Annotated in this window: 17 protein-coding genes; 10 read left to right on the top strand and 7 right to left on the bottom strand. The window is 58.4% G+C overall.

Annotation, left to right across the window (positions count from 1 at the left end):
* The first annotated feature begins 62 nt into the window (after positions 1 to 62).
* Positions 63 to 320 carry a KTSC domain-containing protein gene (locus E1J53_RS21040; protein WP_134274400.1) on the top strand — a complete coding sequence of 86 codons (258 nt, stop codon included), beginning with the start codon at positions 63 to 65 and terminating at the stop codon, positions 318 to 320.
* A gap of 138 nt (positions 321 to 458) precedes the next feature.
* Here E1J53_RS21040 and dinB read toward each other — a convergent pair whose 3' ends face one another.
* The 4 genes from dinB to E1J53_RS21020 form a co-directional block, all read right to left on the bottom strand.
* A complete protein-coding gene (gene dinB, locus E1J53_RS21035) occupies positions 459 to 1,592 on the bottom strand; it encodes a DNA polymerase IV (RefSeq protein ID WP_134274401.1) in 1,134 nt (377 codons plus the stop codon).
* Positions 1,593 to 1,787: 195 nt separating this feature from the next.
* The gene (locus E1J53_RS21030; RefSeq protein WP_134274402.1) at positions 1,788 to 3,266 is read right to left on the bottom strand and encodes a M56 family metallopeptidase; all 1,479 of its coding nucleotides are present in this window, start codon (positions 3,264 to 3,266) and stop codon (positions 1,788 to 1,790) included.
* Complete coding sequence (locus tag E1J53_RS21025; RefSeq protein ID WP_134274403.1) at positions 3,256 to 3,624, bottom strand: BlaI/MecI/CopY family transcriptional regulator; 369 nt, start codon at positions 3,622 to 3,624, stop codon at positions 3,256 to 3,258. The genes E1J53_RS21030 and E1J53_RS21025 overlap by 11 nt, the downstream gene beginning before the upstream one ends.
* A 135-nt stretch (positions 3,625 to 3,759) precedes the next feature.
* Positions 3,760 to 4,560 carry a DUF547 domain-containing protein gene (locus E1J53_RS21020; RefSeq protein WP_173021589.1) on the bottom strand — a complete coding sequence of 267 codons (801 nt, stop codon included), beginning with the start codon at positions 4,558 to 4,560 and terminating at the stop codon, positions 3,760 to 3,762.
* A 384-nt stretch (positions 4,561 to 4,944) separates the two neighbouring features.
* On the opposite strand from E1J53_RS21020, the gene E1J53_RS21015 reads away from it, so the two are divergent.
* The 5 genes from E1J53_RS21015 (at position 4,945) to E1J53_RS20995 (ending at position 9,807) form a co-directional block, all read left to right on the top strand.
* Entirely contained in the window at positions 4,945 to 5,910 is a 966-nt protein-coding gene (locus E1J53_RS21015) for a sugar phosphate isomerase/epimerase (protein WP_173021588.1), read from the top strand.
* Positions 5,911 to 6,305: 395 nt separating this feature from the next.
* The gene (gene atpD, locus E1J53_RS21010; protein ID WP_134274406.1) at positions 6,306 to 7,820 is read left to right on the top strand and encodes a F0F1 ATP synthase subunit beta; all 1,515 of its coding nucleotides are present in this window, start codon (positions 6,306 to 6,308) and stop codon (positions 7,818 to 7,820) included.
* A 60-nt stretch (positions 7,821 to 7,880) separates the two neighbouring features.
* A complete protein-coding gene (locus E1J53_RS21005; protein WP_134274407.1) occupies positions 7,881 to 8,189 on the top strand; it encodes a F0F1 ATP synthase subunit epsilon in 309 nt (102 codons plus the stop codon).
* 235 nt (positions 8,190 to 8,424) lie between these two features.
* A complete protein-coding gene (locus tag E1J53_RS21000; RefSeq protein ID WP_134274408.1) occupies positions 8,425 to 8,754 on the top strand; it encodes a hypothetical protein in 330 nt (109 codons plus the stop codon).
* 54 nt (positions 8,755 to 8,808) lie between these two features.
* The gene (locus tag E1J53_RS20995; RefSeq protein WP_134274409.1) at positions 8,809 to 9,807 is read left to right on the top strand and encodes a sugar phosphate nucleotidyltransferase; all 999 of its coding nucleotides are present in this window, start codon (positions 8,809 to 8,811) and stop codon (positions 9,805 to 9,807) included.
* 9 nt (positions 9,808 to 9,816) lie between these two features.
* Here the strand turns inward: E1J53_RS20995 and E1J53_RS20990 are convergent, their stop codons facing one another.
* Together E1J53_RS20990 and E1J53_RS20985 are read right to left on the bottom strand one after the other, a co-directional pair.
* Positions 9,817 to 10,578 carry a hypothetical protein gene (locus E1J53_RS20990; protein ID WP_134274410.1) on the bottom strand — a complete coding sequence of 254 codons (762 nt, stop codon included), beginning with the start codon at positions 10,576 to 10,578 and terminating at the stop codon, positions 9,817 to 9,819.
* A gap of 135 nt (positions 10,579 to 10,713) precedes the next feature.
* Positions 10,714 to 11,538, bottom strand: coding sequence for an MBL fold metallo-hydrolase (locus E1J53_RS20985; protein ID WP_134274411.1), 825 nt, complete (start codon positions 11,536 to 11,538; stop codon positions 10,714 to 10,716).
* A 299-nt stretch (positions 11,539 to 11,837) separates the two neighbouring features.
* Here E1J53_RS20985 and creD point away from each other — a divergent pair, with 299 nt between their 5' ends.
* Both creD and E1J53_RS20975 read left to right on the top strand, forming a co-directional pair.
* Positions 11,838 to 13,238 carry a cell envelope integrity protein CreD gene (gene creD, locus E1J53_RS20980; RefSeq protein ID WP_134274412.1) on the top strand — a complete coding sequence of 467 codons (1,401 nt, stop codon included), beginning with the start codon at positions 11,838 to 11,840 and terminating at the stop codon, positions 13,236 to 13,238.
* A gap of 265 nt (positions 13,239 to 13,503) precedes the next feature.
* Positions 13,504 to 17,439: a M43 family zinc metalloprotease gene (locus E1J53_RS20975; protein WP_145913067.1), complete on the top strand. Its 3,936-nt coding sequence runs from the start codon at positions 13,504 to 13,506 to the stop codon at positions 17,437 to 17,439.
* A gap of 67 nt (positions 17,440 to 17,506) precedes the next feature.
* On the opposite strand, the gene E1J53_RS20970 is transcribed toward E1J53_RS20975, so the two are convergent.
* Positions 17,507 to 18,100 (bottom strand): CopD family protein, encoded by a 594-nt coding sequence (locus E1J53_RS20970; RefSeq protein WP_134274413.1) that lies wholly within the window; start codon positions 18,098 to 18,100, stop codon positions 17,507 to 17,509.
* Between the two features lie 168 nt (positions 18,101 to 18,268).
* Here E1J53_RS20970 and E1J53_RS20965 point away from each other — a divergent pair, with 168 nt between their 5' ends.
* A complete protein-coding gene (locus E1J53_RS20965; protein WP_173021587.1) occupies positions 18,269 to 23,560 on the top strand; it encodes a translocation/assembly module TamB domain-containing protein in 5,292 nt (1,763 codons plus the stop codon).
* Entirely contained in the window at positions 23,557 to 26,019 is a 2,463-nt protein-coding gene (locus tag E1J53_RS20960; protein ID WP_134274415.1) for a BamA/TamA family outer membrane protein, read from the top strand. The genes E1J53_RS20965 and E1J53_RS20960 overlap by 4 nt, the downstream gene beginning before the upstream one ends.
* Positions 26,020 to 26,046 lie beyond the last annotated feature (27 nt).

Below are 26,046 nucleotides of genomic sequence, written 5' to 3'. Positions count from 1 at the left end.
TAAAACATTACGGGGTTTGGAGTGTTTTTATTCAGCGCTTTGGCGTTGAAAAAGAACTCGTTATGGCTCTGCCGATTCTCTTACAGCCCATCGATTCTCAGATGCTTTCCGAAATGGGGTATCTGAAGTCTACCCAAACCCTTTTCGTACGGTTCCGGAACAACGGTGCCGTATACGCTTACCTGGGAGTAGCCCCCGAACACTGGCACCGTCTGCGGGCCACGGCGAGCGTGGGGCGTTACATGCAACGGAACATTCTGGGGCAGCACCGGGCGGTACGCATCTCCACGGGGGATAAGGAATCCGCTAAGGTGGCCTAGTGCCTTACTTTTAGTGGCCCGTCGCGCTTGCCGGCAAGCTACTTATCGCCATCCATCGAGCGAAAACCCCGCTTTCCCTCCCCCAACTACCCGCTACCCGCTACTCCCATTCTACCCGCTACCTCTCTACCCGCTACCTTACCCCCTCTTCACGCTTCCCTTCCCGAATCTTTTGCGCACCTTGTCCATGGCCAGGAGGAGTTGGTTATTTTCCTCCACGTTGTCGAACAGGTCGAGCTGGGTGTGCCCCGTGGCGAGGCGGTCGAAGCGCACCCCGACCAGGCGGATGCACTGCCGGCGGGTAAACAATTCGATGAACAACTGATCCACTAAGTGAAGCAACTGCTGGTCGTGGGCGGTGTAGGGAATGCGCCGGCTACGGGTGTAGGTGTTGAAGTCGGTGTAGCGAATTTTGACGGTCAGCCCCGCCGTGAGCCGACCGGCCTGCCGGAGTTCGTAGGCCAGTTTGGTGGTCAGGTCACGGAGGCAGCGACGGAGCACTTCCACGTCGATGGTGTCGTGCTGGAAGGTGTGCTCGGCGGAAAAGGATTTTCGGTCGGAGTAGGGGATGACCGCCCGGTGATCAATACCGTTGGCGCGCCGGTGAATTTCCCGGCCGGATTTACCAAATTCCCGTTCGAGCAACTTCACCGGAACCTGACTCAGGGTGCCGGTCTTACGAATGCCAAGCAGACTCAGTTTACGGGCCGTGGACGGGCCAATGGACGGAATCTTGCGCACCGGCAGTGGAGCCAGAAAGGCCCGCTCGGCGCCAGCGGCCACCCAGCCCGAACCATTGGGCTTGGCCTCCCCGGCCCGGACCTTTGAAACCAGCTTGTTAATCGCCAGACCCGCCGAAAGGGGGAGTCCCGTTTCTTTGGCAATCCGCTCCCGTAACTCCCGACTCCAGCGGACACAGCCAACGTAACGGTCCATACCCGAAATGTCGACGTAAAATTCGTCGATGGAGGCCTTCTCAAATACCGGACCTTCTTCGGCGATGATCTCCGTAACGATGCCCGAATACTTCTCGTATTCTTCAAAATCACCCCGGATGACCCGGGCTTCCGGACAACGCCGCAGCGCCACGGCCATGGGCATCCCCGCGTGAATGCCAAAACGCCGGGCCTCGTAGCTACAGCTGGAGACTACTCCCCGACCATTGGTCCCCCCCACCAATACGGGGACTCCCCGTAACTGACTGTTCTTCATCACCTCCACCGACGCGAAAAAGGCATCCATGTCGAGGTGAAGAATCGCTTTTTGATACATGCACTGCGCTTTGCTGAGTTTCAAACAATACGCAGCAAAGGAAGTGATTTGCGTGTTTATTTAAAAACAATTTGTGTTAAAAATTAGTGCGAACGGTACTTCCCCTTGAGAAAGCGGAGGTATGATGAACGATGTTTGACGTTTGACGTGATTTCAAACGTCAAACGTCAAACATCAGATCCCAAACATCAAACGTCACTCCCCCTTCAGATTGGCAAGCTGTTCGCGAATCTGCTGGATTTGTTCTTCCAGCTTTTCCCGACTGGTCAGCTCCAGGTGATAGGTGTACTTCCCGTAGTCTTTCGCGTTCTTGTACAACTTGGAGGGTCTCATCAGGCGATAAATTTCCGTTCGGGAAAGGTTCCGCAGGGCGTCATTGCTGATGCGGCGGCGGTCGAGCCAGATTCCGTAAGCGGTGGGGTCGAGGTACTGATCGAGTTCGGCGGCCGTAATGGGTTGCACTTCTTCGGTCAGCCAGCGGAGGCGTTTTTCCGTTCGCGGCAGCAGCCATTCCCGGACCGTCAGGTCGGGATCAATGCCCTGGTGCATGGGGTAGGGCGTACAATCAGGGTTGCGTTCCTGTGCTTTCTTGGTCCAGACGTCCCAGTACGCAGCGTAGGTGAGGTCGAGGTAGGGTTTCAGCTGCTCGTAGGTGGGTGGGGGTGGTGGCGGACAGGGAACGGCCTGCGGTGGTGCCGGAGGAGCCGGCGGCGCGGGGGGAAGGGGACTGACGGAAGCTGCCGCGGGCGCGGGTGGTGCTGGAGGAGCAGGGGGCGCGGCCGCAGGTGCCGGGGGAGGCGGTGGAGACTGGGCGTAGGCGGTATGCCCGAACAGCAGTAGGAGCCCCATCCAGGCGGTAACGATCAGGCCCATTCTCAGGGTCAGGTTAGGGGTGGAAATTCCGGGATGCTGAAGCATGAGAAAGCGTTTTTTGGTGAAGGAAAAGGGGAGGTAACTTCCGAGTGGACTGCGGGCCCGATGGCCACTCAGGACCTCCAGCAAAGCCAGCTGATAACGGGTTGGGCTCAGACGCAGCGCGTGCATCGCGCCCGTATCGGCCAGTAATTCGTGGTTGTGGATGATGGCCCGTTCAAAGAAGAGGAGCAGGGGGTTGAACCACCAGATCACCCGCAGCAGCCGGATGAAAAGCCGGTCGAGGGTATGGCGCTGGCGGACGTGAACCAGCTCGTGGGCCTTCACCGCCGGTGCGGGTTCCCGTTCGGCGCAGTAGAAAATGCTGCTGCCGAAACTGTGCACGGCGACGGGAGCGTCAAGGGCGTACCAGTTGGCACCTCCCTGGGGGTAGGTCCTGATGGCCCGTTGCTTTTGGCGGTGAAGCCGCCACCAGGCCCGCAAAAGCCGGATCAGTCCAAACAGTACACCCACCAGATAAACGGTCAGGAGCAAGGTGGGAAGAACGGCTGCGTCGGCTTCGGGACCGGTTGAAGAGACAACAACTTCGGGCAAAGTGACCGGCATCAGGATTATTTCTCCGGGAGTGGGCACGACGATCGTCTGCACCGTGATGAACGGAACCAGGAAAGCGAAAGCCAGGCTCCCCAGCAGGTACCAGCGTTTGACCCGATGGTGGGGCGTGGAGGCCAACAGGAAGTGGAAGAGACCAAGGGCGCACAACTGCAGGAAGGCTACCTTGAGGAGATAGCTAAAGATCATCGCCGGAGAGTTTACGGTCAATAATGCGGCGGAGTTCGGCCAGCTGGGCTTCGTTGAGTTCGGTCTCTTCGACGAAGAGGGAAGCCAGGTCCGTGGGGGCGCCACCAAAGAAATCACTGATCATCCCCTTGAGCTGGTGGCCGAAGTAGGCCTGTTTGCTGACGCGCGAGAAGTATTCCCGGCTGTTGCCGTAGGTGCGATACCCCACCAGCTCTTTCTCGATCATGCGCTTCAGCAGGGTGGCCACGGTCGATTTGGCGGGGCGCGGCTCGGGTAGAGATTGCAGCAAATCCTTCATGAAGCAGGGTTCCTGCTCCCAGAGGTGCTTCATCAGTTGTTCTTCGGCTTTCGTCAGCATGTCTAAATTTGTAGCTTTTGTTCTACAAATGTAGACTTAAAATGCACGCACCGCAAGTTTTGGTGGGTACGGGGAGAAAAAATCGCAAAGTTTATCGGTTGACTGCGTGCACTGATGAGCAGCCCGGAGGAAGACCTATTCCGCCCAGATTCCGGTTTTCAGGGTCCAATCGTAATCGGTGTATTCCCGTTTGATGTCTTCTTTCTCGGCGGGAACCACCCCGAATTCCACGAGGAAATCGTCGATGCCGCCACGGTCGGCGAAGTCACCGCGGAACCAGGAGAAGAGGGGGCTGGTGTAGAGCACTTCCTTACCGTCTTCGGTTTTGATTTCACTGTGCTTAGCCAGGTACTTGCGGGTACTTTCGTTGATCTGCTCGTGGTAGGTTTCGGGGGAGTAGACGGCTACCGGCGGGCAGTCGGCGGCGCCACAATTGAGGGCAAAGTGAATCCGCGAGTCTCCTCCCTTAATCTTGAAAGTACGCTCAAATTTATTCTGGAAAAACTGGGGAATGATGCCGAGTCCGAGTCGGTTCTCTCCGCCCCGGATGATGCCGTGCTCGAGGTCGTTGGGACTCATGGTGTGCCCGGCGACGGTAAAGAGGTCGCCACTAAAAAAGGAACTCCGGTCGTCGTACAGACTCGGATCGTTGATCAGTAGGTGCTGCACCACACCGTTGTAGACGTTCACCCAGAAGGCCAGTTTTTCTTCCCGGGTTTGGAGGGCGGCCACCAGTTGGGAGGGTTCGTAGGCCGCGAGCTGGTCGATCATGGCCGTGGCGTCCTGTCCGGCCCGGATGGTCCGCAGAATCTCCTCACTCAACTCGTTGGGGTCGGGGGTGGAGTCGCTGGCGGAAAAGTCTTCGGCGGCCTGGTAGCGCCCGCAGGAAACAAAGAGCAGGAAGCTGAGCAGAACGAGGAAGGAGAAGCGTGACATGATAGCGTTATTATGAAGTGGAGACGGTCCCGAGTTTTGCTTCGCAGCTACCTTCGGTGGTCGCTTAGCTCGTCGGGATCGTTGATTTTTAAGAAAATGCAACGGCGTGCAGGTGCCATGAAGTTGGGAAAGAAGCATTGAATATAGGCATGATCGATTCATTCCGTTCATTGCTCCTTCGGTCATTTCCTTGCACCTGCGCGTAGGCGCCCTAACGTTCAGACAGGTTTTGTTCGTAAACGATCAGGCTACGTAATGGAGTAACAACATATACGGAGGAAACGTGCGGTGTGGATGCCGTGCTTGTCCGCAGGCGACAAACTTTTCCACTCCTTTGCTTCGGGATGTGGCGAAAAAAATGTGCGTATTTTGGCAAAAAAGATCATGCAAAGAAGAACCGTACTGGAACATCTGCTCCTGGGAGCAGGAGGCTTGATGTTACTGCCTGGCTGTACGGCCAGTAAGGAGGTAGCGGCCGCCCGGGAACGGGCCATCGGGGTCCAGCTGTTTACCATTCCCGGTCTGGTGGACCAGGACTTTTCCGGTACGCTCAAGCTGCTGGGAGACATTGGCTATCGGGAGGTAGAGACTTTCGGCCCCTATCCCTTCAGTGCCGAGGTCGCAAAAGAGCAATGGGCGGGAATGAAGCCCATGCTGGGGCTGAAGAACGATGCCTTCTACGGTTACTCTTCGGCGGAAACCGCCCGGATGATGAAGGATAACGGGTTGAGCGTACCTTCCGCCCACACGGACCTCATCACCCTGCGGACGGGCATGACCAAACTGCTCGACGGACTGGCTCCCCTGGAGCCCCAATACGTGGTACTGCCCGCCCTGAGTGACGTGAAGGATCGTGCGAATCTGGACGCCTACCGCCGCCTGGCCGAGGAATTTAACGGATTCGGGGAGCAGATGGCCAGCTATGGCATGCAGTTCGTGTACCACAACCACGGCTACGAACACATCGTCATGGACGGCCAGCAGCCCCTGGATTTTTTACTTGACAACACGGAGGAGGATAAAGTCGCCTTCGAACTCGATATGTTTTGGATGAAGGCCGCCGGAGCCGAGCCCATCAGCTACCTGAAAAAATATCCCGGCCGCTTCAAGATGCTCCACATCAAGGATGCTTCGGAGCCCTTCCGCTTTGCCGGAGACGGCAGCACCCCCGACCAGTGGATGGCGGGATTTGCGAAGATGGCCGATCCCGGAACCGGCGTCCTGGACGTAGCAGAAATCGTGGCGACGGCGGCAGTTAACGGGACGGAGCACTTCTTCCTGGAGCGGGACCTGGCCCCCGAACCGACCGAGACCCTACGGAATTCCTTTACGCAGTTGAAGGGGATGTAGGAGAGGGGGTAGTCTGTTGGTTCGTTGGTATTTTAGTCTGTTAGTCTGTTAGTCTGTTAGTCTGTTAGTCTGTTGGTTTGCTATTAGGCGCGACTGAACCAACAGACTAACGAACCAAATTACTAACAGACTAAGGAACCAAAATTACTAACAGACTAAGGAACCAACAGACCAAGCGTACTCCTTAAAACCACGTTTCGTTGAAAAGCGGGGGAGGCACCGCAAAATGTGGGTTTTGGCCGGGCGGTAGGGGGCATTCGGTAGTGTGTGGAAAAAATCCTTCATAGTTTACGTTCCGGTGAAGAATAAGGCGGGAGAAATCCTTTGTCACTTCGGGGAAAGGCCTTACTTTTGCGGCTCAATTGTGAATCCCCCGTACTCCTAAGTATCAATACATGGCTAACATCGGTCAAGTTAAGCAGGTCATCGGACCAGTTGTCGACGTAAGTTTCGACGGCGAAAATTCAACGCTGCCCGCGATCCTTAACGCTCTTGAGATTACCCGTCCCAACGGCGAAGTGCTCGTACTGGAAGTGCAGCAGCACCTTGGTGAAGACGCCGTGCGCGCCATTGCCATGGACGCTACGGACGGCCTTACCCGCGGAACGCAGGTAGCCGACACGGGACGTGCCATCGCGATGCCCGTAGGGGACGCCATCAAGGGACGTCTGTTCAACGTAGTAGGTGACCCCATCGACGGAATGCCCGCCGTAGAGAAAGGCGACAACGCCCGTCCCATCCACGCTACTCCTCCTGCCTTCGAAGACCTGGCTACCGAAAAGGAGCCGCTCTTCACGGGTATTAAGGTAATCGACCTGATCGAGCCCTACACCAAGGGTGGTAAGATTGGTCTTTTCGGTGGTGCCGGTGTAGGTAAAACCGTATTGATCCAGGAGCTGATCAACAACATCGCCGTAGGTTATGACGGTATTTCCGTATTCGCCGGTGTGGGTGAGCGTACCCGTGAGGGTAACGACCTTCTCCGCGAGATGTTGGAATCCAATATCATCAAGTACGGTGAAGACTTCATGCACGACATGGAGAACGGTGGCTGGGATCTCAGCAAAGTAGACATGAAGGAACTGGAGGACTCCAAGGCAACCTTCGTGTTCGGTCAGATGAACGAACCTCCCGGTGCCCGTGCCCGGGTAGCCCTCTCCGGTCTGACGATCGCCGAGTACTACCGCGACGGTGACCTGAGTGATCCTTCCGGTGGTCGTGACATCCTGTTCTTCGTAGACAACATCTTCCGTTTCACCCAGGCGGGTTCTGAGGTATCTGCCCTGCTGGGTCGTATGCCTTCCGCCGTAGGTTACCAGCCCACGCTGGCCACGGAGATGGGACTGATGCAGGAGCGGATTACTTCCACGAAGCGTGGCTCCATCACCTCCGTACAGGCCGTTTACGTACCTGCGGATGACTTGACGGACCCCGCTCCGGCAACGACTTTTGCTCACCTTGACGCCACGACGGTACTGAACCGGAAGATTGCTTCTCAGGGTATCTACCCCGCCGTGGACCCACTGGACAGCACCAGCCGGATTCTGGACCCCGCCATCATCGGTGAGGACCACTACAACACGGCCCAGCGCGTGATCAACATCCTGGCCCGCTACAATGAGCTGCAGGACATCATTGCGATCCTCGGTCTGGACGAACTCAGCGAAGAAGACAAACTCGTCGTTAGCCGTGCCCGCCGGGTACAGCGTTTCCTGAGCCAGCCCTTCCACGTTGCCGAGCAGTTTACCGGTCTGAAGGGAGTATTCGTAGACATCAAGGATACCATCAAAGGATTCAACATGATCCTCGACGGTGAGGTGGATAAGTACCCCGAAGATGCCTTCAACCTGGTGGGTAGCATCGAAGATGCCATCGCCAAAGGGGAAAAACTGCTGGCCGCAGCTCAATAAAAAGTACCGCGTAGTTTGCCGCCAGTGGGTGGCTGAATTGCCTGACTGTAATACGATAACATGACCATTTCCGTACTTACTCCCGATCGTAAGATCTTCGTTGGCCTGGCCAGTAAGCTTACGCTGCCGGGAACCGACGGTACGTTCCAGCTGCTTGACAACCACGCTCCTCTGGTATCCAGCCTTGCTGGCGGCCGGGTGGTGGTACAGGCCGGAGCCGGAGAATATACGTACTACGACGAAGCGAAGGACGAGGAAGCCATCGGCACCGAAAGCCGGAGCATCACCTTCACAATTGATGGTGGCTTCGTGGAGGTCCTGAATAATGAAGTAAATCTGCTGGTGCAGGGCGCGCGCAATATGCGCTAATGTCCGCCGGTAGTTGATACATGGCCGCCTTCCGAACGGGTTTCGGGAGGCGGCTTTTTGTTTGATCTGATGCTGCAATCAAAAACCACTCAATAGAAAAATGACCGGGGATAAGTCTCCGTTACTTTAGCAGAAGTAAAGCGTTAAGAAAATCTCAAACTCCGGCAACCTCCTAAACCCTCACTTCCCCCATTACTCCAAGGAGCGTAACTTTCAATACTATACCGATTGTACCATGAGAAATCCTAAGTACCTCCTCACCGCTCTCCTGATGGTGTTCACCTTTAGCCTCGCGTCCGCGCAGCTGGTCGTCAAAGTACGACCTAATGCTCCCAAGGCCGCCGTGCGGGTCGTGAAACCTGGCCCTGATTACATCTACATTGCTCCTTCCTGGGCGGTCAAGAAGGGCGTTTACGCTCCGGTAGTGGGCCGTTGGGTGAAGACCCGGCCCGGCTTCAAATACGTACCCGGAAAGTGGGTACGCGTTCAGGGTGGCTGGAGCTGGAGAACGGGAGTGTGGCAGCCCGTGCGTAAGGCCGTGCGTCGTGCGCGGAGAAATGGGTAGAAATTCTGTCTAAGTAGATCACGACTTTCGTGAGCGCCCCCTATCTTGCGGCCCATGAAAGCCATCATTCCCGTAGCTGGAACGGGCGTGCGGCTCCGGCCGCTCACCTACACCCAACCCAAACCCCTGATTCCGGTGGCGGGCAAGCCCATCATCAGTTTCATCGTGGAACAACTCATTGAGTTGGGCATCGAGGACTTCATTTTTATCATCGGCTACCTGGGAGAGAAAATCCGCGAATACATTGAGCGGACCTACCCGCAGCTCAACCTCACCTTCGTCACTCAGGAAGAGCGCATTGGCTCGGCCCACGCCATCTGGCTCGCCCGTGAGCACTACGCCGACGCCGAGGAGATCATGATCTTCTTCGGAGACGCCATCATTGATGCCGACCTGCAGGCCTTCAAGGACTCCAAGCTGACCACCATCGGGGTGAAAATGGTGGATGACCCCCGCAATTTCGGGGTGATTGAATTCGACGCCGACGGCAACATCCGGGGGCTGATCGAAAAGCCGACAATCCCCCGGTCCAATCTGGCCATGGTGGGGTGCTACAAAATCCGGGAGGTGAAGCAGTTCATTCAGGCCTGCACCCACAACCTGGAGCACAACATCCAGAGCATCGGAGAATACCCCCTGACCGACGCCCTGGCACGTATGCTGGAATGGGGCACCAAGTTGAGCCTGATCAAGGTGGACAACTGGTTCGACTGCGGCCGGCGGGATGTCCTGCTGGAAACCAACGCCATCTTTCTCGACCGCCCCGGCTTCGCCACCGACGATCCGCCACCCTACGATAACAGCATCATTATTCACCCGGTCCACATCGGGCCGGACTGCGACATCAGCAACTCCATTGTTGGACCCTACGTCACCCTGGGGGCCAACACCAGGTTAGAGCACGCCATCGTTGCCGACTCCATCATTGGCGATTACGCCCGAATCCACGATATCGTCCTGCGGAATTCCGTCGTCGGCAACGACGCCAGCATTGGCGGCCTGCAGCAGAGCCTCAACATTGGGGATAATACCGAAATCGACTTCAACGGGTAGTCTTCGGGCCTATCCCTCCCAGCCCAGAAAGGTCATCAGCTTCACGTAGTCCTCCGTCCGGTTGCGCAGCCGTTCCCGTTTGGCATACTGCTGGGCTTCCCGCTGCTGTTCCTGAGGAAGTAACGAGATGAGCTCCTTCATTTTGCCGATGGGCCGGGCTACGTAGGGCGCGATTAGGTATACCTCTTCGATGCGGCGAAGGCGCTTTTTGTAGTTGTCGGTATCGTAGGACGTTTTCTGGTAGTTGGGCTCCCGCCACTCAACGCGCTGGTAGAGGCACAATTTTTTACGGTCCGCTTCGGCCAACACTTCCAGCAGCGGCGCGGGTTGACCGACGATTAAGGGGCGGCGATAAGCGAGAAAACGACGGCCGTCTAGGGTGGTGATGGACTGTAAGGACTTGGCGTCAACCTGGAACTCCTTTCCATCCCGGATTACCTCCACGACCTGGTCGTAAAGTTGGATGCGGGCGGGCAGCGTATCCGTCAGTCCTCCCACCAGGGTAATAGAAGCGGGATGAAGCTCGGGATCGATGAAGAGCTTCTTTTTGTCGACTTCGTAGTCAATTTCCGGATTGTTTACGTAAAAGCCGCTACCGAAAATGAGGCGCTGTCCGAAATCCTGATTATCGAGCATCATCTGGGTGCTCTGGTCGACGGCAGACCGCCAGGGATTGGCCCCGACGCGGGTGCTGTCCTGCGCCCGCAGGCCGGATAGACTGAACGAAAGCAGCAGGAGGAGGAAGACAGGAAAAATATTGGTTTGGGGCATGATTTTGGGGCGTTAATGACCGAACGATATGAATTTCCTCGGAGAGTAACAAGATGACGAAACGCCCCGGCATTCGAGGGTGGAAATGCTCCCTCCTTTCGTCAGCGGGTAGACAATTAGGGGTGTTGAGGTGGCTTATGGTAGGTTGTTTTCTACGTCCCGAATGACCGATTTGACCATGTTAAACTTGGAGAGTTTGCCCCCAGAAAGGAGGCGGACAAACCAGTTTTCCTTCAGGCTCAAACGACGAAAAATTTCCCGGTCGCTACATCCCCTTTGGTGAAGAGTAGCAACGTCCTGAAAGAAGGCCTCCAGAAAGTGGAGCTTTTTGGTCAACTGTCGCTTTGCGTTGCTGAGCTGTGGCTTATGCCCGCAAAACATCACGTCAAAGTCCAACTCCAGGATTCTTTTGGTAGAGGCAATCTGTTCCGCCATACTCTCGTCGGCCAGGAAATAGTCGATGTAGGAGTTGATGTAGAGGTCGGCGGAAAAAAGCCAGCGTCGGTTGGGTTCGTAGAGGGCCACCATGTCGGGGGCGTGGCCCGGGATGGGAATGAGGTCAAAGGTGAAACGATGGGTTTCGATTCGCTCCACTTTGGGGATTAAATCCCGCTGGGGAGGCCGGTTTCCCCAGGTAATTTGCTGGGCCAGGCTCAGTGGGGGAGGGGAGTGCATGATCTGGCAGCATAGTGGGGAGGCGTAGACGGGGCACTGGTGGCGGGCCTTCAGGGCCCGCAGGTTGCCGGTGTGGTCTTCGTGGTGGTGAGTGATGAGTATTTGCTCGATCCCCAGCCCCTCCGAAGCCGATTGAACGTGGTGACGGACCCGGCTATGGCCCGTGTCGATGAGCAGTCCGTCGACGAAATACAGGTGGGAAAACAATCGCGGCCGGCCGATGGTCTGGTACCCAAACTTCAGGCCGAGAACTTCCTGATGCGTAAAGGAGTGGGTGATGAGCATGGCGGTTACCCGGTTTTGGAGGGAGCAAATGTAGGGATTAAGTGTAGCGTGCGGAGGTGAATTATCTTGGGTGGTTCAATGATCGCAAGGCCCTATCTGGAGCTGACGCTCCAGCTGCAGACCTTGCTCGTACAGGAGGACCCTTCCAGGGCCCTTCCCGTCAACACTGCATCCTGCGCTCCGGCGCCCAAATATTCAAGACCTTCCAGCAATAACTCATAAAACCCCGGCGATTAATCGGTGGCCGGGGGCGCCACGCCAATTGCCACTATCTTTGAAATACACCACCTGCCTTTTTCATGAGTTCAACGACTACTTCCTTCTGGGATCGCCTCAACAACTGGGCCCGTCGCTCGGTCACCCTGAAGCTGGCCATCATCGGCTTCCTGATCCTCTTCCTGCTCATTCCGACCAGTATGCTGGACGGCCTCATCTACGAGCGGCAGCAACTGCGGGATAACGCCCAGACCGAAGTGGCCTCCAAGTGGGGACTGGCGCAAACCGTCGGCGGCCCCGTGATCTCGGTGCCCTACTACTACGAGACCGCCGGAGGAGAAGACAAGATCATTCCCCATTCCGGCTACGCCCACTTCCTCCCGGACGATATCTCCATGACCGGCGAGTTGGTCCCCGAAGAACGGTACCGCGGCATCTACGTCGTGGTGCTCTACAACACTAAAATAGCCGTGGATGGCACCTTCGGTAATTTTGATGCGGCGGCCCTCAACGTCCCCGAAACCTCCCTGCGTTGGGAAGACGCCCTCTTTACGGTGGGCATCAGTGACATGACCGGCGTGCAGGCGGCCATCGACCTGCAATTCGGTGGCGAGACCTACGATCTCGGACCGGGCACCGTAACCAGCGACGTGTTCAGCAGTGGAGCGAGCGTGCCGATCAACCTGACCGCCGACCGGGATTCCATTGACTTCCGCTTCGCCCTCGACCTCAACGGCAGCTCGGCCATCTATTTCCGACCCTTCGGCAAACGAACGACCCTGGAGCTGACCGGCGGCTGGGCGAACCCCAGTTTCGACGGCACCTTCCTCCCCAAAGACCGGGAGGTCACCGGCGAGGGCTTTACCGCCAGCTGGGAGGTGCTGCAGCTCAACCGGAATTACCCGCAGCAGGGTACGGGAAGTTTTGCGCCTAAAGTACAGGGAAGTGGCATCAACGAATTCACAAATTCCTACCGGTACGACCAATACAGCGGTTTCGAGGACAACACCGACCGCTTTGGTTTGCGCCTCCTCCTGCCCGTGGACGAATACAAGAAGACCTACCGCAGCACCAATTTCGCGGTGCTGTTCATCTTCATCACCTTCCTGACCTTCTTCTTCATTGAGGTCCTCAACCGGCGGCGAGTGCACCCCATCCAGTACCTGCTCATCGGCGCGGCCATCATCCTCTTCTACGTGCTGCTGCTGTCGATCAGCGAGCACCTACTGTTCAACGCGGCCTACTGGATCAGTTGCGCGGCGATCGTGACCCTCATTACGGGCTACAGCTGGTTCATCCTGAAGAACGTCAAACTCACCGCCATTGTGGCCGGACTCCTGCTGGTGCTCTACGTGTTCTTCTACAGCCTGCTGCAGCTGCAGGACTACGCCCTCCTCTTCGGCTCCCTCGGACTGCTGCTCATCCTGGCGGTGATCATGTACCTGACACGGAACATCGACTGGTATAACTTGAATCAGGATTGAGGCTTGAGGATCTAGGATTTAGGCTTGAGGATGTAGGATTCAGGATGTTCCTTAGACCTAAATCCTCAAGCCTAAATCCTCAAACCTAGATCCTCTTTTTATGTCGCAGCGCGCAGGTGCCACCACCTGGGTGGGGCCGTGGTATACGTTAAAATTGGGTACCGGCCGTAACGGCCGGTAAAGTGTAGGCATTAAGGGGCAGTTTTTGGACGACCTCCCTTTGGTAAGCGCTCTCGGATTATCTGACCCTTTTAATTGCCTACCAATGCAACACTTATTTACCCGACCCCGAAGCCTCGGCTTCCTTTTGGTCTTACTGTTATCGTCCATGGCGCTCCAACTCCGCGCCCAGACCACCTTTGACTTTGAAGATTTTTCCGGCACCCTCACCACCAGTCCCGAACTGGAGGCGCTGGGTATTTCCTTCGGAACCCCCTCCGTAAACCTCAACGGCTTACCTCCCCTGACGAATCAGCCCCTTGGGCCGGTGACCGTATTCACCCGTGACGACGCGCCCTCCGGCCGCAACGTCGGGGCGAACTGCAGCAGCGGAATCGGCTGCGAATTTCCTTCCGGCGCGGTCCTCATTGAATTTGCCGAAACCACCGGCTCCATGTCCGTGGCCCTGCAGGGGTTCTCGGAGGACGCCTTTTTTGTCGTGTACGGCTACGACGAAAACGGCAACGTGGAGCGCCTGACCCGCGTACCCGTTTCCACCCAGTGGCAGACCGTCTCGGTACCCGGTGCTAAGGGCTACGTCATCGATATGGAGGGCGGCAACGCCGTACGTACCTTCTTTATGGATGACATTGTCTTCACGAGCCCGGAACCCGATCCCGGTCGGGAGTGCGGCACCGGAGACGAACTGCTGGAACGCCTCGAACTGGACCCGACCTTCCGCCAGGAATTTGAGCGCATCCGCCAGCTGACCGACACTTACCTGGAGGGACTGCTCAATGAACGCGGGGGACTCGCCTTCGGCGGGGAGGTGATCACCATTCCCGTGGTCGTCCACGTAGTTTACAACAACGCCACGGAAAACATCAGCGACGCGCAGATTCAAAGCCAGATCGATATCCTCAACGAGGCCTACCGGGCAACGAATACGGACATCAGTACCGTTCCCGCGGCCTTCGCCCCCCAGATCGGGGACCTGCGCCTCCAGTTTGCCCTGGCCAAACGGGATCCGGACTGTAACCCTACCACCGGCATCACCCGAACGGCCACGACGGCCAGTTCCTTTGACTTCATCTGGAATGCGTCCACCGCCACGGCCCGTAATCCCGTGAAATTCAACAGCACCAACGGGAAGGATGGATGGCCCAGTGACCAGTACCTCAACATGTGGGTCTGTGACCTGACCGGAGGCCTCCTGGGCTATGGCTCCTGGCCCGCCGACCTGGCCGGCCGACCCGCTGAAGATGGGGTCGTTATCGACTACCGCTACTTTGGTGATACCGGCACGGCGACCTCTCCCTTCGATCTGGGGCGCACGGCCGTGCACGAAGTCGGCCACTGGCTGAACCTCCGCCACATCTGGGGCGACGACAATCTGGAAACGGATAAATGTTCCTTCAGCGATGAGGTAGACGATACCCCCAACCAGCGCCTGCAGAATACCGGTTGCCCGACCTTCCCCAGCGTATCCTGCGAGAATGGCCCGAACGGAGACATGTTCATGAACTACATGGACTACGTGGACGATGACTGTATGACCATGTTCACCGTCGGGCAGCACGTTCGGGCGGCGGCGGCCCTGTTTACGGTGCGGACGGACATCCTCGGTTCGGAAGGAAGCCTTCCGCCACCCGAGGCCCCTAACACCCCCGATCTGTGGAGTTCCGATACCTACGATGACGTCGGAGATGAACCCAATGCGACCACGGAAGTGGTTTACCACAGTGCCGACATCTGGGTGCGCCCCACGAACGACGGGATGACCAATCAGGAGCACATCAACCCGGTCTACCGGGCGGACGGTACCCCGAATTACGTCTACGTACGCATCCGCAACCGCGGTTGCGGGGGAACGGAGAGCGGGAACGTTCGGCTCTACTGGGCCAAGGCCAGTTCCGGCCTTTCCTGGCCGGCGCCCTGGGACGGCTCCGTAGCCAGCCCCGCGCTGATGGGCTCTCCGCTGGGCGCCCAGGCCGTTTCCGTGGCCGGCGGAGAATTTACCGTGCTGGAATTTCCCTGGGTGGTCCCAAATCCGGCCGACTACGCCAGTTTCGGCGCGGACCGGGCGCACTTCTGCCTGCTGAGCCGGATCGAGGACGCCGACGGTATGACCTTCCCGGAGACGGGTAACCTGTGGAATAACGTCAAGAATAACAACAATATCGTCTGGAAGAACATCTCCATCGGCACGGAGACTACCCCCGGTGGTCGGCAGACCAACCAGGTCATCGTGGCCAACTACGAAGACGGTGAACGCCTCATTAACCTGGATTTTGACCTTCCGCAGGACGCCCAACGCTCCATTTATGATTACGGCCAGGTGTTTGTTAACCTGGGCCCCCTCTACGAACGCTGGGAGAATAACGGCGGCCAGGGGGCTGCCGTGGAGCCCCTGGGCGATGGCCTGGTAGCCATTTTGGACAAGGGGGCGAGCATTGAGGGCATCCCCCTGGAGCCCGGAGCACTTGTTCCGGTAGACGTCCTGTTTGATCCCTTTCCCCAGGGACAAATCAATACCGTTCACCGGTTGAACATGACGCAGGTCGAAGCCCAGACCAACGCACCCATTGGCGGTAACCAGTTCCGCTTTCCCACCTTCGCACCGGGGATTCTGTTCCCCGAACCCGGCGGGGGAACGGGGCAGAACTTCCCCCCGGTGTTCGTTGATTGTCCGGACGGCGTACCCACGGGCTGTGAGTTCCCCGTGACCGTCCGCGTGGACATGAGTAACGTTCCCGAGCCGGATAACTTCCTGGGTAACTTCACGGGCTTCCTGCGCTACGACCAGACGGTCATGGAGTACGTCGGCGGAGCGGAAGTACTCTCGGGATACGCCGGATTCGTCAATCCCCTGCCGGGAGTGATCGCCTTTAACGGGGCCGACGCCAACGGGCAGGCCGGAGACGTGGCGGTTTTCCGGGCGACCTTCCGGGCGCTGGCGGCCCCCGGGTCGGTGCTGGCCACCAATCTGGAGGTGCCCACCCTGGCCTCGGCGGTTACCTTCCGGGACCTTTCCACCACGGCCACCATCTTTGATTGTGAGTTCCCCGTCCTCGAAGAGCAGCTACTGGGCGACGTAAACGGTGATGGCCTCATCAACTCTACCGACGCCGCCATGATCCTGGCCTTCAGCGTCGGAAACCCCATTCCGGCCATCGCGCTGGAGCGGATTGAGGCGGGCATCGGCAACGTGGACGGTAACAACCGCACCAACGCCCGGGATGCCCTCATCATTCTGACCTACGAGATCGGGTTGCCGGTGGATTTCCCCGTCGGAACACCCGTTTGCCCGAATCAGTCCACGGATAGTTTCCGGGGAGAAGAAGGTGGCAGAAGTGCCCTGACGGCTCCGGTAGAAATCATGCCCGAGCTGGAGGAGGATGGTCAGTATCTGATTCCCGTGGTGGTGGATCTTTCCGACGCCCCCGAAGCGCTGGGCAGCTACCAGCTGCAGCTTGACTGGGACATCAACCGCTTCGCTTTCGCGGCGCTGGTACCTTCCCCAACCCCCGGTTTTGAGCGGGCCACGGTGAATGAGTCCCGCGTAGCCGAAGGCGTCCTTCGGATGGCCCACGCCAATCCGTTGGGTGCGGGCCAGCGCGTGACCATCGCCCAGCTCCGGCTGACGCCCCTAACCGACGAGGATCAACTGCCCGAAGTGGGGATTCATATCGAAGACCTGAGCACGGCTCATACCCTGCGGACCATTACGCCCGAGATCGTCCGTAACCAGACGACCTCCCTGGCTGACCAGGCCCTTTCCAACCTGAAGGTGACCGTGGTGCCTAACCCGAGCCGCGGAGAAACGCAGCTACAGTTTTACCTGCCCCAACCAACGCATCTGGAGGTAGCCGTTTTTGACGGACAGGGAAAACAGGTAGCGCTGGTGGCCGACGCAGCCTACGGAGCTGGACAACACAGCTTCCCCTGGCGTGCCCGGCAACAGTTGAGCAATGGCGTCTACTTCGTCCGGATCCGATCCGGGCAGGACGTACTTACGAAGCGCATCGTTTTGCTGCGCTGATGACCTAAGGAATGGGGGAAGTAACCCCGTAACGAACCCTCTCCGGTCCGCCGGGGAGGGTTTTTTATTACTGGTCTACCCGGCGGTTGCGGTAGGCGACCGCCGCCCGGTAAACGAGCAGACAGAAAATAGCGACCCCGATGCCGAGGTAGAGGTAATTGAGTTGGCCGGCCTTTCCCAGGACGGCCACGAAGGAAATCGTGACCAGGAAGAAGGTGGGTACTTCGTTCCACAGCCGCAACTGCCAACCGGAAAAGGGTGTTTGGCCGGCCTGCATGGGGCGCATGAGCTTCACTTTGGTGTAGATCTGGTAGCCTACCAGCATGACGAGCAGCAGCAGCTTCAGGTGCAGCCAACCGGGCGTTCCCGCAACGAAGTAGTTGACGTTGGCGGCGATCATCACCAGACCGGCGGTCCAGGTGATCATCATGGCGGGATTGACGATGATCTTGTAGACGCGGTCTTCCGTAGCGGAGTACTCCTCGTGCAAAACTTCCCGGCGAATTCCGTGGCGGAGCAGGGCATCCGCATCGCCCTCCGGCGCCGGTACGCTGACGGCCTCGGCGTGATTCACCAGCACCCGTCCGAGGTAGAAAAGTCCGGCAAACCAGGAGATGAAGCCCACCACGTGCAGGGCCTTACAGATCAGGATCAAGTTCATGGCCGCAAATTACGGTGCCGTCAGGTAGGAAACGGCGGATCAAATGGATCCGGCTCCGAATTTGAAGGTGCCCTGACGAATGGCGGTCCGGCGAACCTTTCCGCAGCAATTGAGGTTTGGAGGAATAACCGCCGGATACTCGCCGAATATTCTCGATTCCCCAAAGCATTGACCAAAAGAAACATTCTTAAAAAGGCCCTTAAATGGATTGGCTGGTTCATCACCGGCCTGGCAACCCTGTTGGTGGTGCTCTTTCTGGTCGTGCAACTTCCCTTCGTTCAGCAGTGGATTACGGGGAAGGTGGAAAATATCGCCCGAAAACAGCTGGATACGGATCTGGGCATCGGAGAAATCCGGTGGAAATTCCCTTCGGAGGTTTCGGTACGTGACGTTTATCTCAATAATCCCGCGGGAGACTCCATTGCCCGCCTGGAATATCTGCGGGTGGGCCTGAATATGTTTGCCCTGCTGGAAAAAGAAGTACTGATCACGGAGGTCACCGCCCGGGAGGTTTTTGCCGACATCAGAATGGGCGATTCCCTCGGTAATATTGGCTTCCTGCTGGAAATGGGCAGTCAAAGCGCAACGCCGGCCGCCGCCACGGACACCAGCACGGTCACCCCCTGGAGCATCCTGGCCAGTAACGCCAAGCTAGACCTGGCGGCAGTAGACATTTTTTACCAGGACGAAGCTACCGGAACCACCCTGTCCACCATCGCCGAACGCCTCGTGGGGCGGGTGGACGAACTCGACCTGGGGCAGCAAAAATACCTGCTCGACTACGCCGAATTGTCGGGAGCTAGCGTGAACCTGAGCCTGTTCCCGCAGGGCCCTACGGTTCCGGACACCACGGAATCCTCTCCTACGCCAATCGACCTGGCGGCGGAAGACATCACCATCACCGAAAGCGACTTCACGCTGCGGATGGATAGCCTGGGTCTGGCCCTGGGCCTTCCCCTGGCCCACCTCGACAACGGTACCCTGACCACGGAGGGGCTACTGGATTTCCGGGCGGCAGGATTCGAGCTCAGGGAGGCAAGCGTTCGCCTGGACATGCCCGCGCCACCCATTGCGGGACCGGGAATGGACTACAATCACCTGGACGTGTCGGCCATCAACGTGACCACCGGGGACCTGGCCTATCTCGGAGATTCTTTGCACCTGCGCTTGCGCCAATTGACGGCCAACGAACGTAGCGGACTGCAAATCCGGGAAACCGAAGGCACCCTCACGTATACGCCCGAATTCCTGGGGTTAGAGGAGTTTACTTTGCAAACCGGGGCGAGTAGCATCCGCAGCGATAATACCGCCATCAATTACGACTTTGCCGGGGGCTCCCCGGAGGACCTGATCGCCAGACTTCAACTGGATGGCTATCTGGGCCTGAACGACATTTATCTGCTGGCGCCGGAAATTGGGCGAGAACCGGTGATCGCCGGGAACCGCTCCCGGAAGTTGGATTTTTCCGTGCGGGCACGGGGCAGTCTGGCCGATATGGCCATTAGCCGGATCCAACTGCGGGGACCCGGCGTCCGGGTAAACGGAAGCGGACAAGTTCAACTCCCCCCGGACCAACGGAACATCAGCGGGCGTTTTTTTCTGAACGAGCTCAGTGTGCTGCCCGGCCCCCTGTTGCCGCTTATCCCGGAAGGAATGCTCCCCGGCGGTATCGACTGGCCGGAACGGATCGTGGCCGAAGGGCGGGCGGAGTACCGCAACGACCGGCTGCAACTCAACCTGTTTGCCGTGGAAAACCGCAGCTTCGGCAACGGTATGCAGTCACGGGTGCGCACCAATGGGGTCGTGGACGGACTGCAAAGTTACCCGCGAACCAGCCTGGACGTCAACCTGGATACCCTGCTGGCTACGCGCAGCACCCTGTTGGCCTACCTGCCACCCGGCACGCTGCCCGAGGACTACCGGATTCCCGACTTCGTCCGGGGCAGCGGAACGGTGACGGGGCCACTGGATTCTCTGGACGTGAACCTCCGGCTGTCCCTGCCGGGAGAGGAAACCTACGCCACCATCCGGGGGCAGATCAGTAACGTTTTGGAACCGGACAACTTACGACTGGACGTAGACGTATCGGACCTGGCCATCAACGTCAGCGACATTCGCTCCATCCTACCGGATAGCCTGCTGCCGGACAACCTCAACCTTCCAAACCTGAGCATCCGTAACGCCAGCATCTCCGGAACGCCGAACAACCTGACGTTTGACGTTCCCCTCAGCACCACCAACGGGCAGTGGACCATTCGCGGGAGGTACAATCCCAGCGACCTGGACGTCAAAGTAGACGTTAAAGACCTGAATTTGCCGGAGCTGTTTACCGGGCAGTACCGCGATACGCTCGAGACGCTACGTCTTGGCCGATTGGACATTGCGGCGGAGGTGCGCGGTCAACTCACGCCCGAGAACCAACTTGCCGTAGCGGCCTCGATCTCCGAAGCGGGCAGGGGAGAAATTATGGATTTGACGGCCACGATCAACGGAAGTGATTACGCCGGGGAGTTCAACCTGACCCATCCGGCATTCCTGGCCGAAGGTAGGGGTAACTACCGGATCGGACCCGACAGTGTCGTCCTGGCCGAAGCCGAACTGAACATGCGCCGGGTGGACCTGCAGCGGTGGGACATCACCGAGGCGGATCTGCTGCTGGAGGGCCGGTTGACGGCCCGCACCGTGGGCCTTGACCCCTACAGTACGGAGGCACTGGTGCGGTTTGAAGACGTTTTCCTGCGGGGCCCCGCCGGTAGCAGCTACGTGGATAGCCTGGTGGTGGAGGCCAGCCTGCAGGATTTGGACAACGAGATTTACGTACGCTCGGACGTCCTTGACGCGGAACTGCTCGGGCGGTTCGACCCCGTCAAGACGCCGGCGAAGATGGTGCAGTTCATCCGGGCTTACTGGGAGGAGGATTTACGGCAGCCCGTGCCCGTGGAGGACGGTGAGCGCCTGGATTTTACGCTACAGCTGAAGCGCCCGCAACCCCTCACCGGAGGGCTGATTGATGGCCTCGTGGCGCTGTCGCCCATGCAGGCGTCGCTGCTTTACCGGGATGCGAGCCCGGAGCTGCTGATGAACCTTGATTTGCCCGAGATCAATTACGCCGGGCTGGAGGCCCGGGGGCTGGCCTTCCGGGCCGTCGGGGATCCGGAGCAGTTGACGTGGGAAGCCGACTGGGCCGACATCAGCTACGCAGAGCAGGTCGAACTCGGGCGGACCCAACTCAGCGGAGAAACGGTCGATGACCAGCTGCTGGTGGAGCTGAAGCTGTATTCCGAAGAGGATAGCCTACGGCACTACCTCGGCCTGTTGGCCGATCCGGAAATGGATACCATTCGTCTGGCCCTGGAACCCGAACAACTGCTCAACTTTGAGCCCTGGGCGGTGCCGGTCGATAACGAAATTCTCATCGCGGGCGACCAGCTCATCGTCCGCAACTTTGCGCTGCGGAACGGCGAGCAATCCCTGGAAGCCAACAGCCTGGAACCGGGGGACGTTACCGTACGCTTTTCCGACTTTGAACTCCGCACCCTGAGCCGGATTGTGTTCTCCGAGGAAGAGGTCGCCCGGGGAGTGGTTAACGGAGAGGCGGAACTGGATAACGTCCTGACCAACTTCGGCCTGCAGGGAGACCTGCGGGTGGATAACCTGGGCTGGATGGGAACCAAAATCGGGGATTTGCGGGCGGAAGTCGGCAGTGCAGACGAGCAGACCTACCTACTGGACGTATCCCTCACCGACGCCGGAAACCGGCTGACGCTGGACGGGAGCTACGCCCTCGACGGTCCGATGGACCTGGACCTGAATATTGAGAAGTTGCAGCTGGCCAGCGCCGTACCCTTCAGCCTGGGCTACCTGGTGGACCCTACGGGCTACCTCACGGGGTCGCTGCAGCTGGGGGGCACCATCGCGTCCCCCACCTTCGACGGTAGCGCCAGCTTCCGGGAAGCGTCGCTGATCATCAGCCTGCTCGGAGAAAGGTTCCGCCTGGGCGAAGATCCCATCCGTTTCCAGAACAAAACCGTCAATTTCGGGGATAACTGGTTGATCTACGATTCGCGGGGCGCCGAGGCGCAGGTGCAGGGCAATGTGCGGGTGCAGTCCCTGGACCGCATCCTACTGGACCTTCGGGTGGTGGCCAACGATTTCCTGGCCATCAACAGTACGGAGGAAGACAACGAAGATTATTACGGCTATATGCCCGTAGACGCCGAGGTTGACATCGGAGGCACGGCCACCCTGCCGCGCATCACCGTGGACGCTTCGGCCAAGGAAAACTCCCGCATTACCTACGTTTACCGGATTCCCGAAGAAGGCCTGGTGGAAAGCGAAGGTGTGGTGGCCTTCATCGAGCAATACCGCTGGCGGGACGTTAACCGCAGGGATACCCTGAACCAGGATACCGTCGGGCTGCAGCGGACGGGCATCGACCTGGTGCTCAACCTGAGCGTTACGCCGGATCTCCTCGTCAACGTTATCGTAGACCCCATCAGCAAGCAGCAGTTTACGGGGCGGGCCACGGGTGACCTGACGATCCGGGTGTACCCCGACGGGCGGCAGGAAGCCGCCGGCCGGGTGGTGCTGACCGAAGGCTACTACGATTTCATTTATCAGAACATCATCAATAAGCGGTTTCAGGTGCTCGCCGGAAGCTCGGCGAGCTTCAACGGTCCGCTCATCAATCCTCAGTTGGACCTCAACATCCGCTACCTGTCCCGGACCTCTCCCTTGCCACTGGTTCAGGGCGTGCTGGGGGAAAGCGCTACCGTGGCCGGACTTCGGCGCCGGCAGACCTTCTACGTTGACGTTGGGTTGAACGGTGATTTACAGTCCAGCAACATTACCACCAATGTCTCCTATCCCGAAGACGCCGAGGGCAACCTCGGCCTGGACGTGGTCTCGGATGCCCTGGGTACCCTGCGCCAGGACGAAAGCCGGATGACCACCACGGCCTTCCAGCTCCTGGCCTTCAACAGCTTCAACGTACCCCTGCTAGAGCAGGGGGCCGGCCAGGAAAGCCTCGTCAACACCACCCTGGATCAGCTGATGGGCAACTACCTGAATAGTTTTGCCGATCAGCTCATCGGCTTCGTCGAGCTGGATTTCGGGGTAGACAGCTACCAAAACGAAAACACCGGTACGACGGAGCGGAACCTACGGGTAAGTCTGCGCAAAAGCTTGTTTGACGACCGGGTCATCATCAGTGTGGACGGCGTCGCGGGTACGGCAGAAGACGAACTGTCCGGAACCAATCAGACCTACCTCGATAACATCACGGCTGAATACCTCATCAACGAAGACGGCAGCTTCCGCCTGAAATTCTTCAATGACCGTGACCGCGACATCCTCGTGGGGGGTAACGTCGTTCGCTTCGGGGGGCGACTCACCTTTGGTAAAGACTTTGACCGCCTGGGGTGGAGCAGAAAGAAGGACCAAGAAAAAGAAAAGGAATGATGCCCGGGAAACACCACACTAATCATTTTCTTTTTGCGGGTCGGGAAGTCCGGCCGGAAGGGGCGGGTCCGTTCGGCTTACCCGTCTGGTTTTTCCTGTCCCTGTTGTCGCTTGCCCTGGGAGCAAGCAGCTGCAACGTGACCAAGTACCTACCCGAAAACGAATACCTCTACCGCGGGGCATCGGTGACCATTGAGGCCCCCGATTCGGTCAGCGTGGGGGATTTGGAGTTGGCGGCGAACGGCGTGCTGGAAAACAGCACGAACCAAAAAGTACCCCTGCTCGGCTACTATTCGGTGTGGCGCTATTACCGCTGGCAGGAAAAGGCAGACAAGCGCCCGGAGAAGTACGAGGGCCGCGAAGAGAAGGGCGACGAACCCATTTTCTATGACGATCGCCTGGCCGGAACGGTGAGCACCCTGCTCGAAAACCGGGCCAGCAACAGCGGATACTTCAACAATGAAGTTTCCTATCAACTGGACACCAACCGGCAGACCCGCGAGATCAGCGTCGCCTACGAACTGCGGGTGGGGCATCCCTACCGACTGGACTCCACGGCCTACTTCCTGACGGACTCCTCGGTAGCAAAAGTGATTCGGGACCCGGAGGTTCCCAACCTCCTCGAACCCGGCACCCAGTATAATCTGGACCTGATCAAAACCCAGCGGCAAAACTGGGAGTTGGCCCTGCGGCGTGCGGGCTATTACTACGCCCGCAGCGACGACTTTCTTTTTCTGGCCGATACCGTGGCGGGAAATCACCAGGTAGACATGCTGGTGAAACTAAAGGATGGCGTTCCGCCAAACCATCTGGCGCCTCAGCGGATCGTAGAGGTTAACGTATACCCAAACCGTGATCCCCAGGTCCGGGCTGCCGCCCGCCGTCCGGACACCACCCGGGTGGGCGGACTGACCATCATCTGTGAGGACTGCCCCCTGCGCCCGGAAATCGTCGATGAGGGTTTCGCACAATCGGCGGGTGATCTTTACAGTCCCGTAAAGCACGACAAGACCCTGCGGCGTCTGGCGGATTACAACACCTTCCGCTACATCAGCCTGAACTACGAGCGGGTGCCGGGGACGGATACGGCCCTGGTGCTCAACGCCTACCTGCAGCCCCGCCTCCGGCGAAGATTTGAGGGCGAAGTTGGACTTACCTACAATAACGCCCAGTATTTCGGACCCAATTTGCGGTTGGCCTACATCAACCGTAACCTGTTCCGGGGGGCGGAGTTGCTGCGCATTGAAGGAGACTTCAGTTACGCAGTCTTTCTGGGGGATGACAACAGTTCCCGGATTCCGCGCTCGGGTATCTATGGCCTGACGGCTAGTCTGCAGGTACCCAGGATGTGGCTGCCCTGGCAGCGGAAGGAAAACCCGCAGCTGATCACCAGTGGAACGGTAGTCGAAATGAGTGGCAAGTTGGAAACGCTGAACCTGAACCTGGCCGGATTTTCGGGGGAGATCGAAACCCAGTCCCTGGGGGAACTGGCCGAGATAGTGGAGACAGATTCCACGGCCAGCGAACGGATCAGTCTGCTGCAAATTGGCACCAAGCTTGGGTACACCTGGCGGCAGCGCATCGATAAGACGCACCTGTTCTATCCCTTCAGCCTGCGGTTTCAGAACCCGGGAGTACGTAATGAGGAGGTCCTGGACCTGGCCCGCGGCCTCGGGGTGGCCCCGGGAACGGAAGTGGCCGGTCCGAGTCGGTTTGACCGGATGATCGTCCTCTCCCCGGAATACATCTTCAACTACGATACCCGCAAGGATGGAACCGGAAAGCACGAGCTCTTCTGGCAACAAACGGTTTCCCTGAACTGGAACAACATCTTCCCCGTAGGCACCCGGAACTTTTCCGACGGTCGGGAAACGAGCATTTACCCCATTCTGGAAACGGACCTGCGCTATTACTGGTCCTTCAGTTCCCAGCAACAACTGGCCATTCGCCTGCACGGTGGAATTGCCTACCCCTTCTCCGAGCGGGCCATCGTTCCCTACTTTGACCTGTTCACCATTGGCGGTCCGAACAGTCTTCGGGGGTTCATCCCCCGGCAGCTCGGTCCGGGCCGCACGGCGCCCATCAACAACAACCTACTCACCTTCGGTGGCTACGGCAACGTGCTACTGGAGAGCAGCGTGGAATTCCGCCAGCGGCTGTTCTATCCCCTGGAGCTTGCCCTTTTTGCGGATGCGGGAAACATCTGGACCTACCGCACGGAACTGGAACCCCTGGATACCGACTTCCGGGCCGCCAACTTTTTCCGTGAACTGGCCCTGAACGCGGGCGTAGGCTTCCGCTTCGACCTGCAATTCCTCGTGCTCCGCCTAGATCTGGCCAAACCCCTCCGGATTCCGTACGAAGACATTCTGGCGGATCAACGCATCCCCAACCGGGTCGTGGGGGATGCCCCGGATCGCTCCCTGCGGTACGTGATCGCTTTCGGATACCCTTTCTGATCGATGGGGTGCCGTTTCCGGAGCAGG

Origin of the sequence: Lewinella sp. W8, from assembly GCF_004375085.3 — a bacterium.
Classification (GTDB): domain Bacteria; phylum Bacteroidota; class Bacteroidia; order Chitinophagales; family Saprospiraceae; genus Neolewinella.
This window is presented reverse-complemented; position numbering and strand designations above follow the sequence as displayed.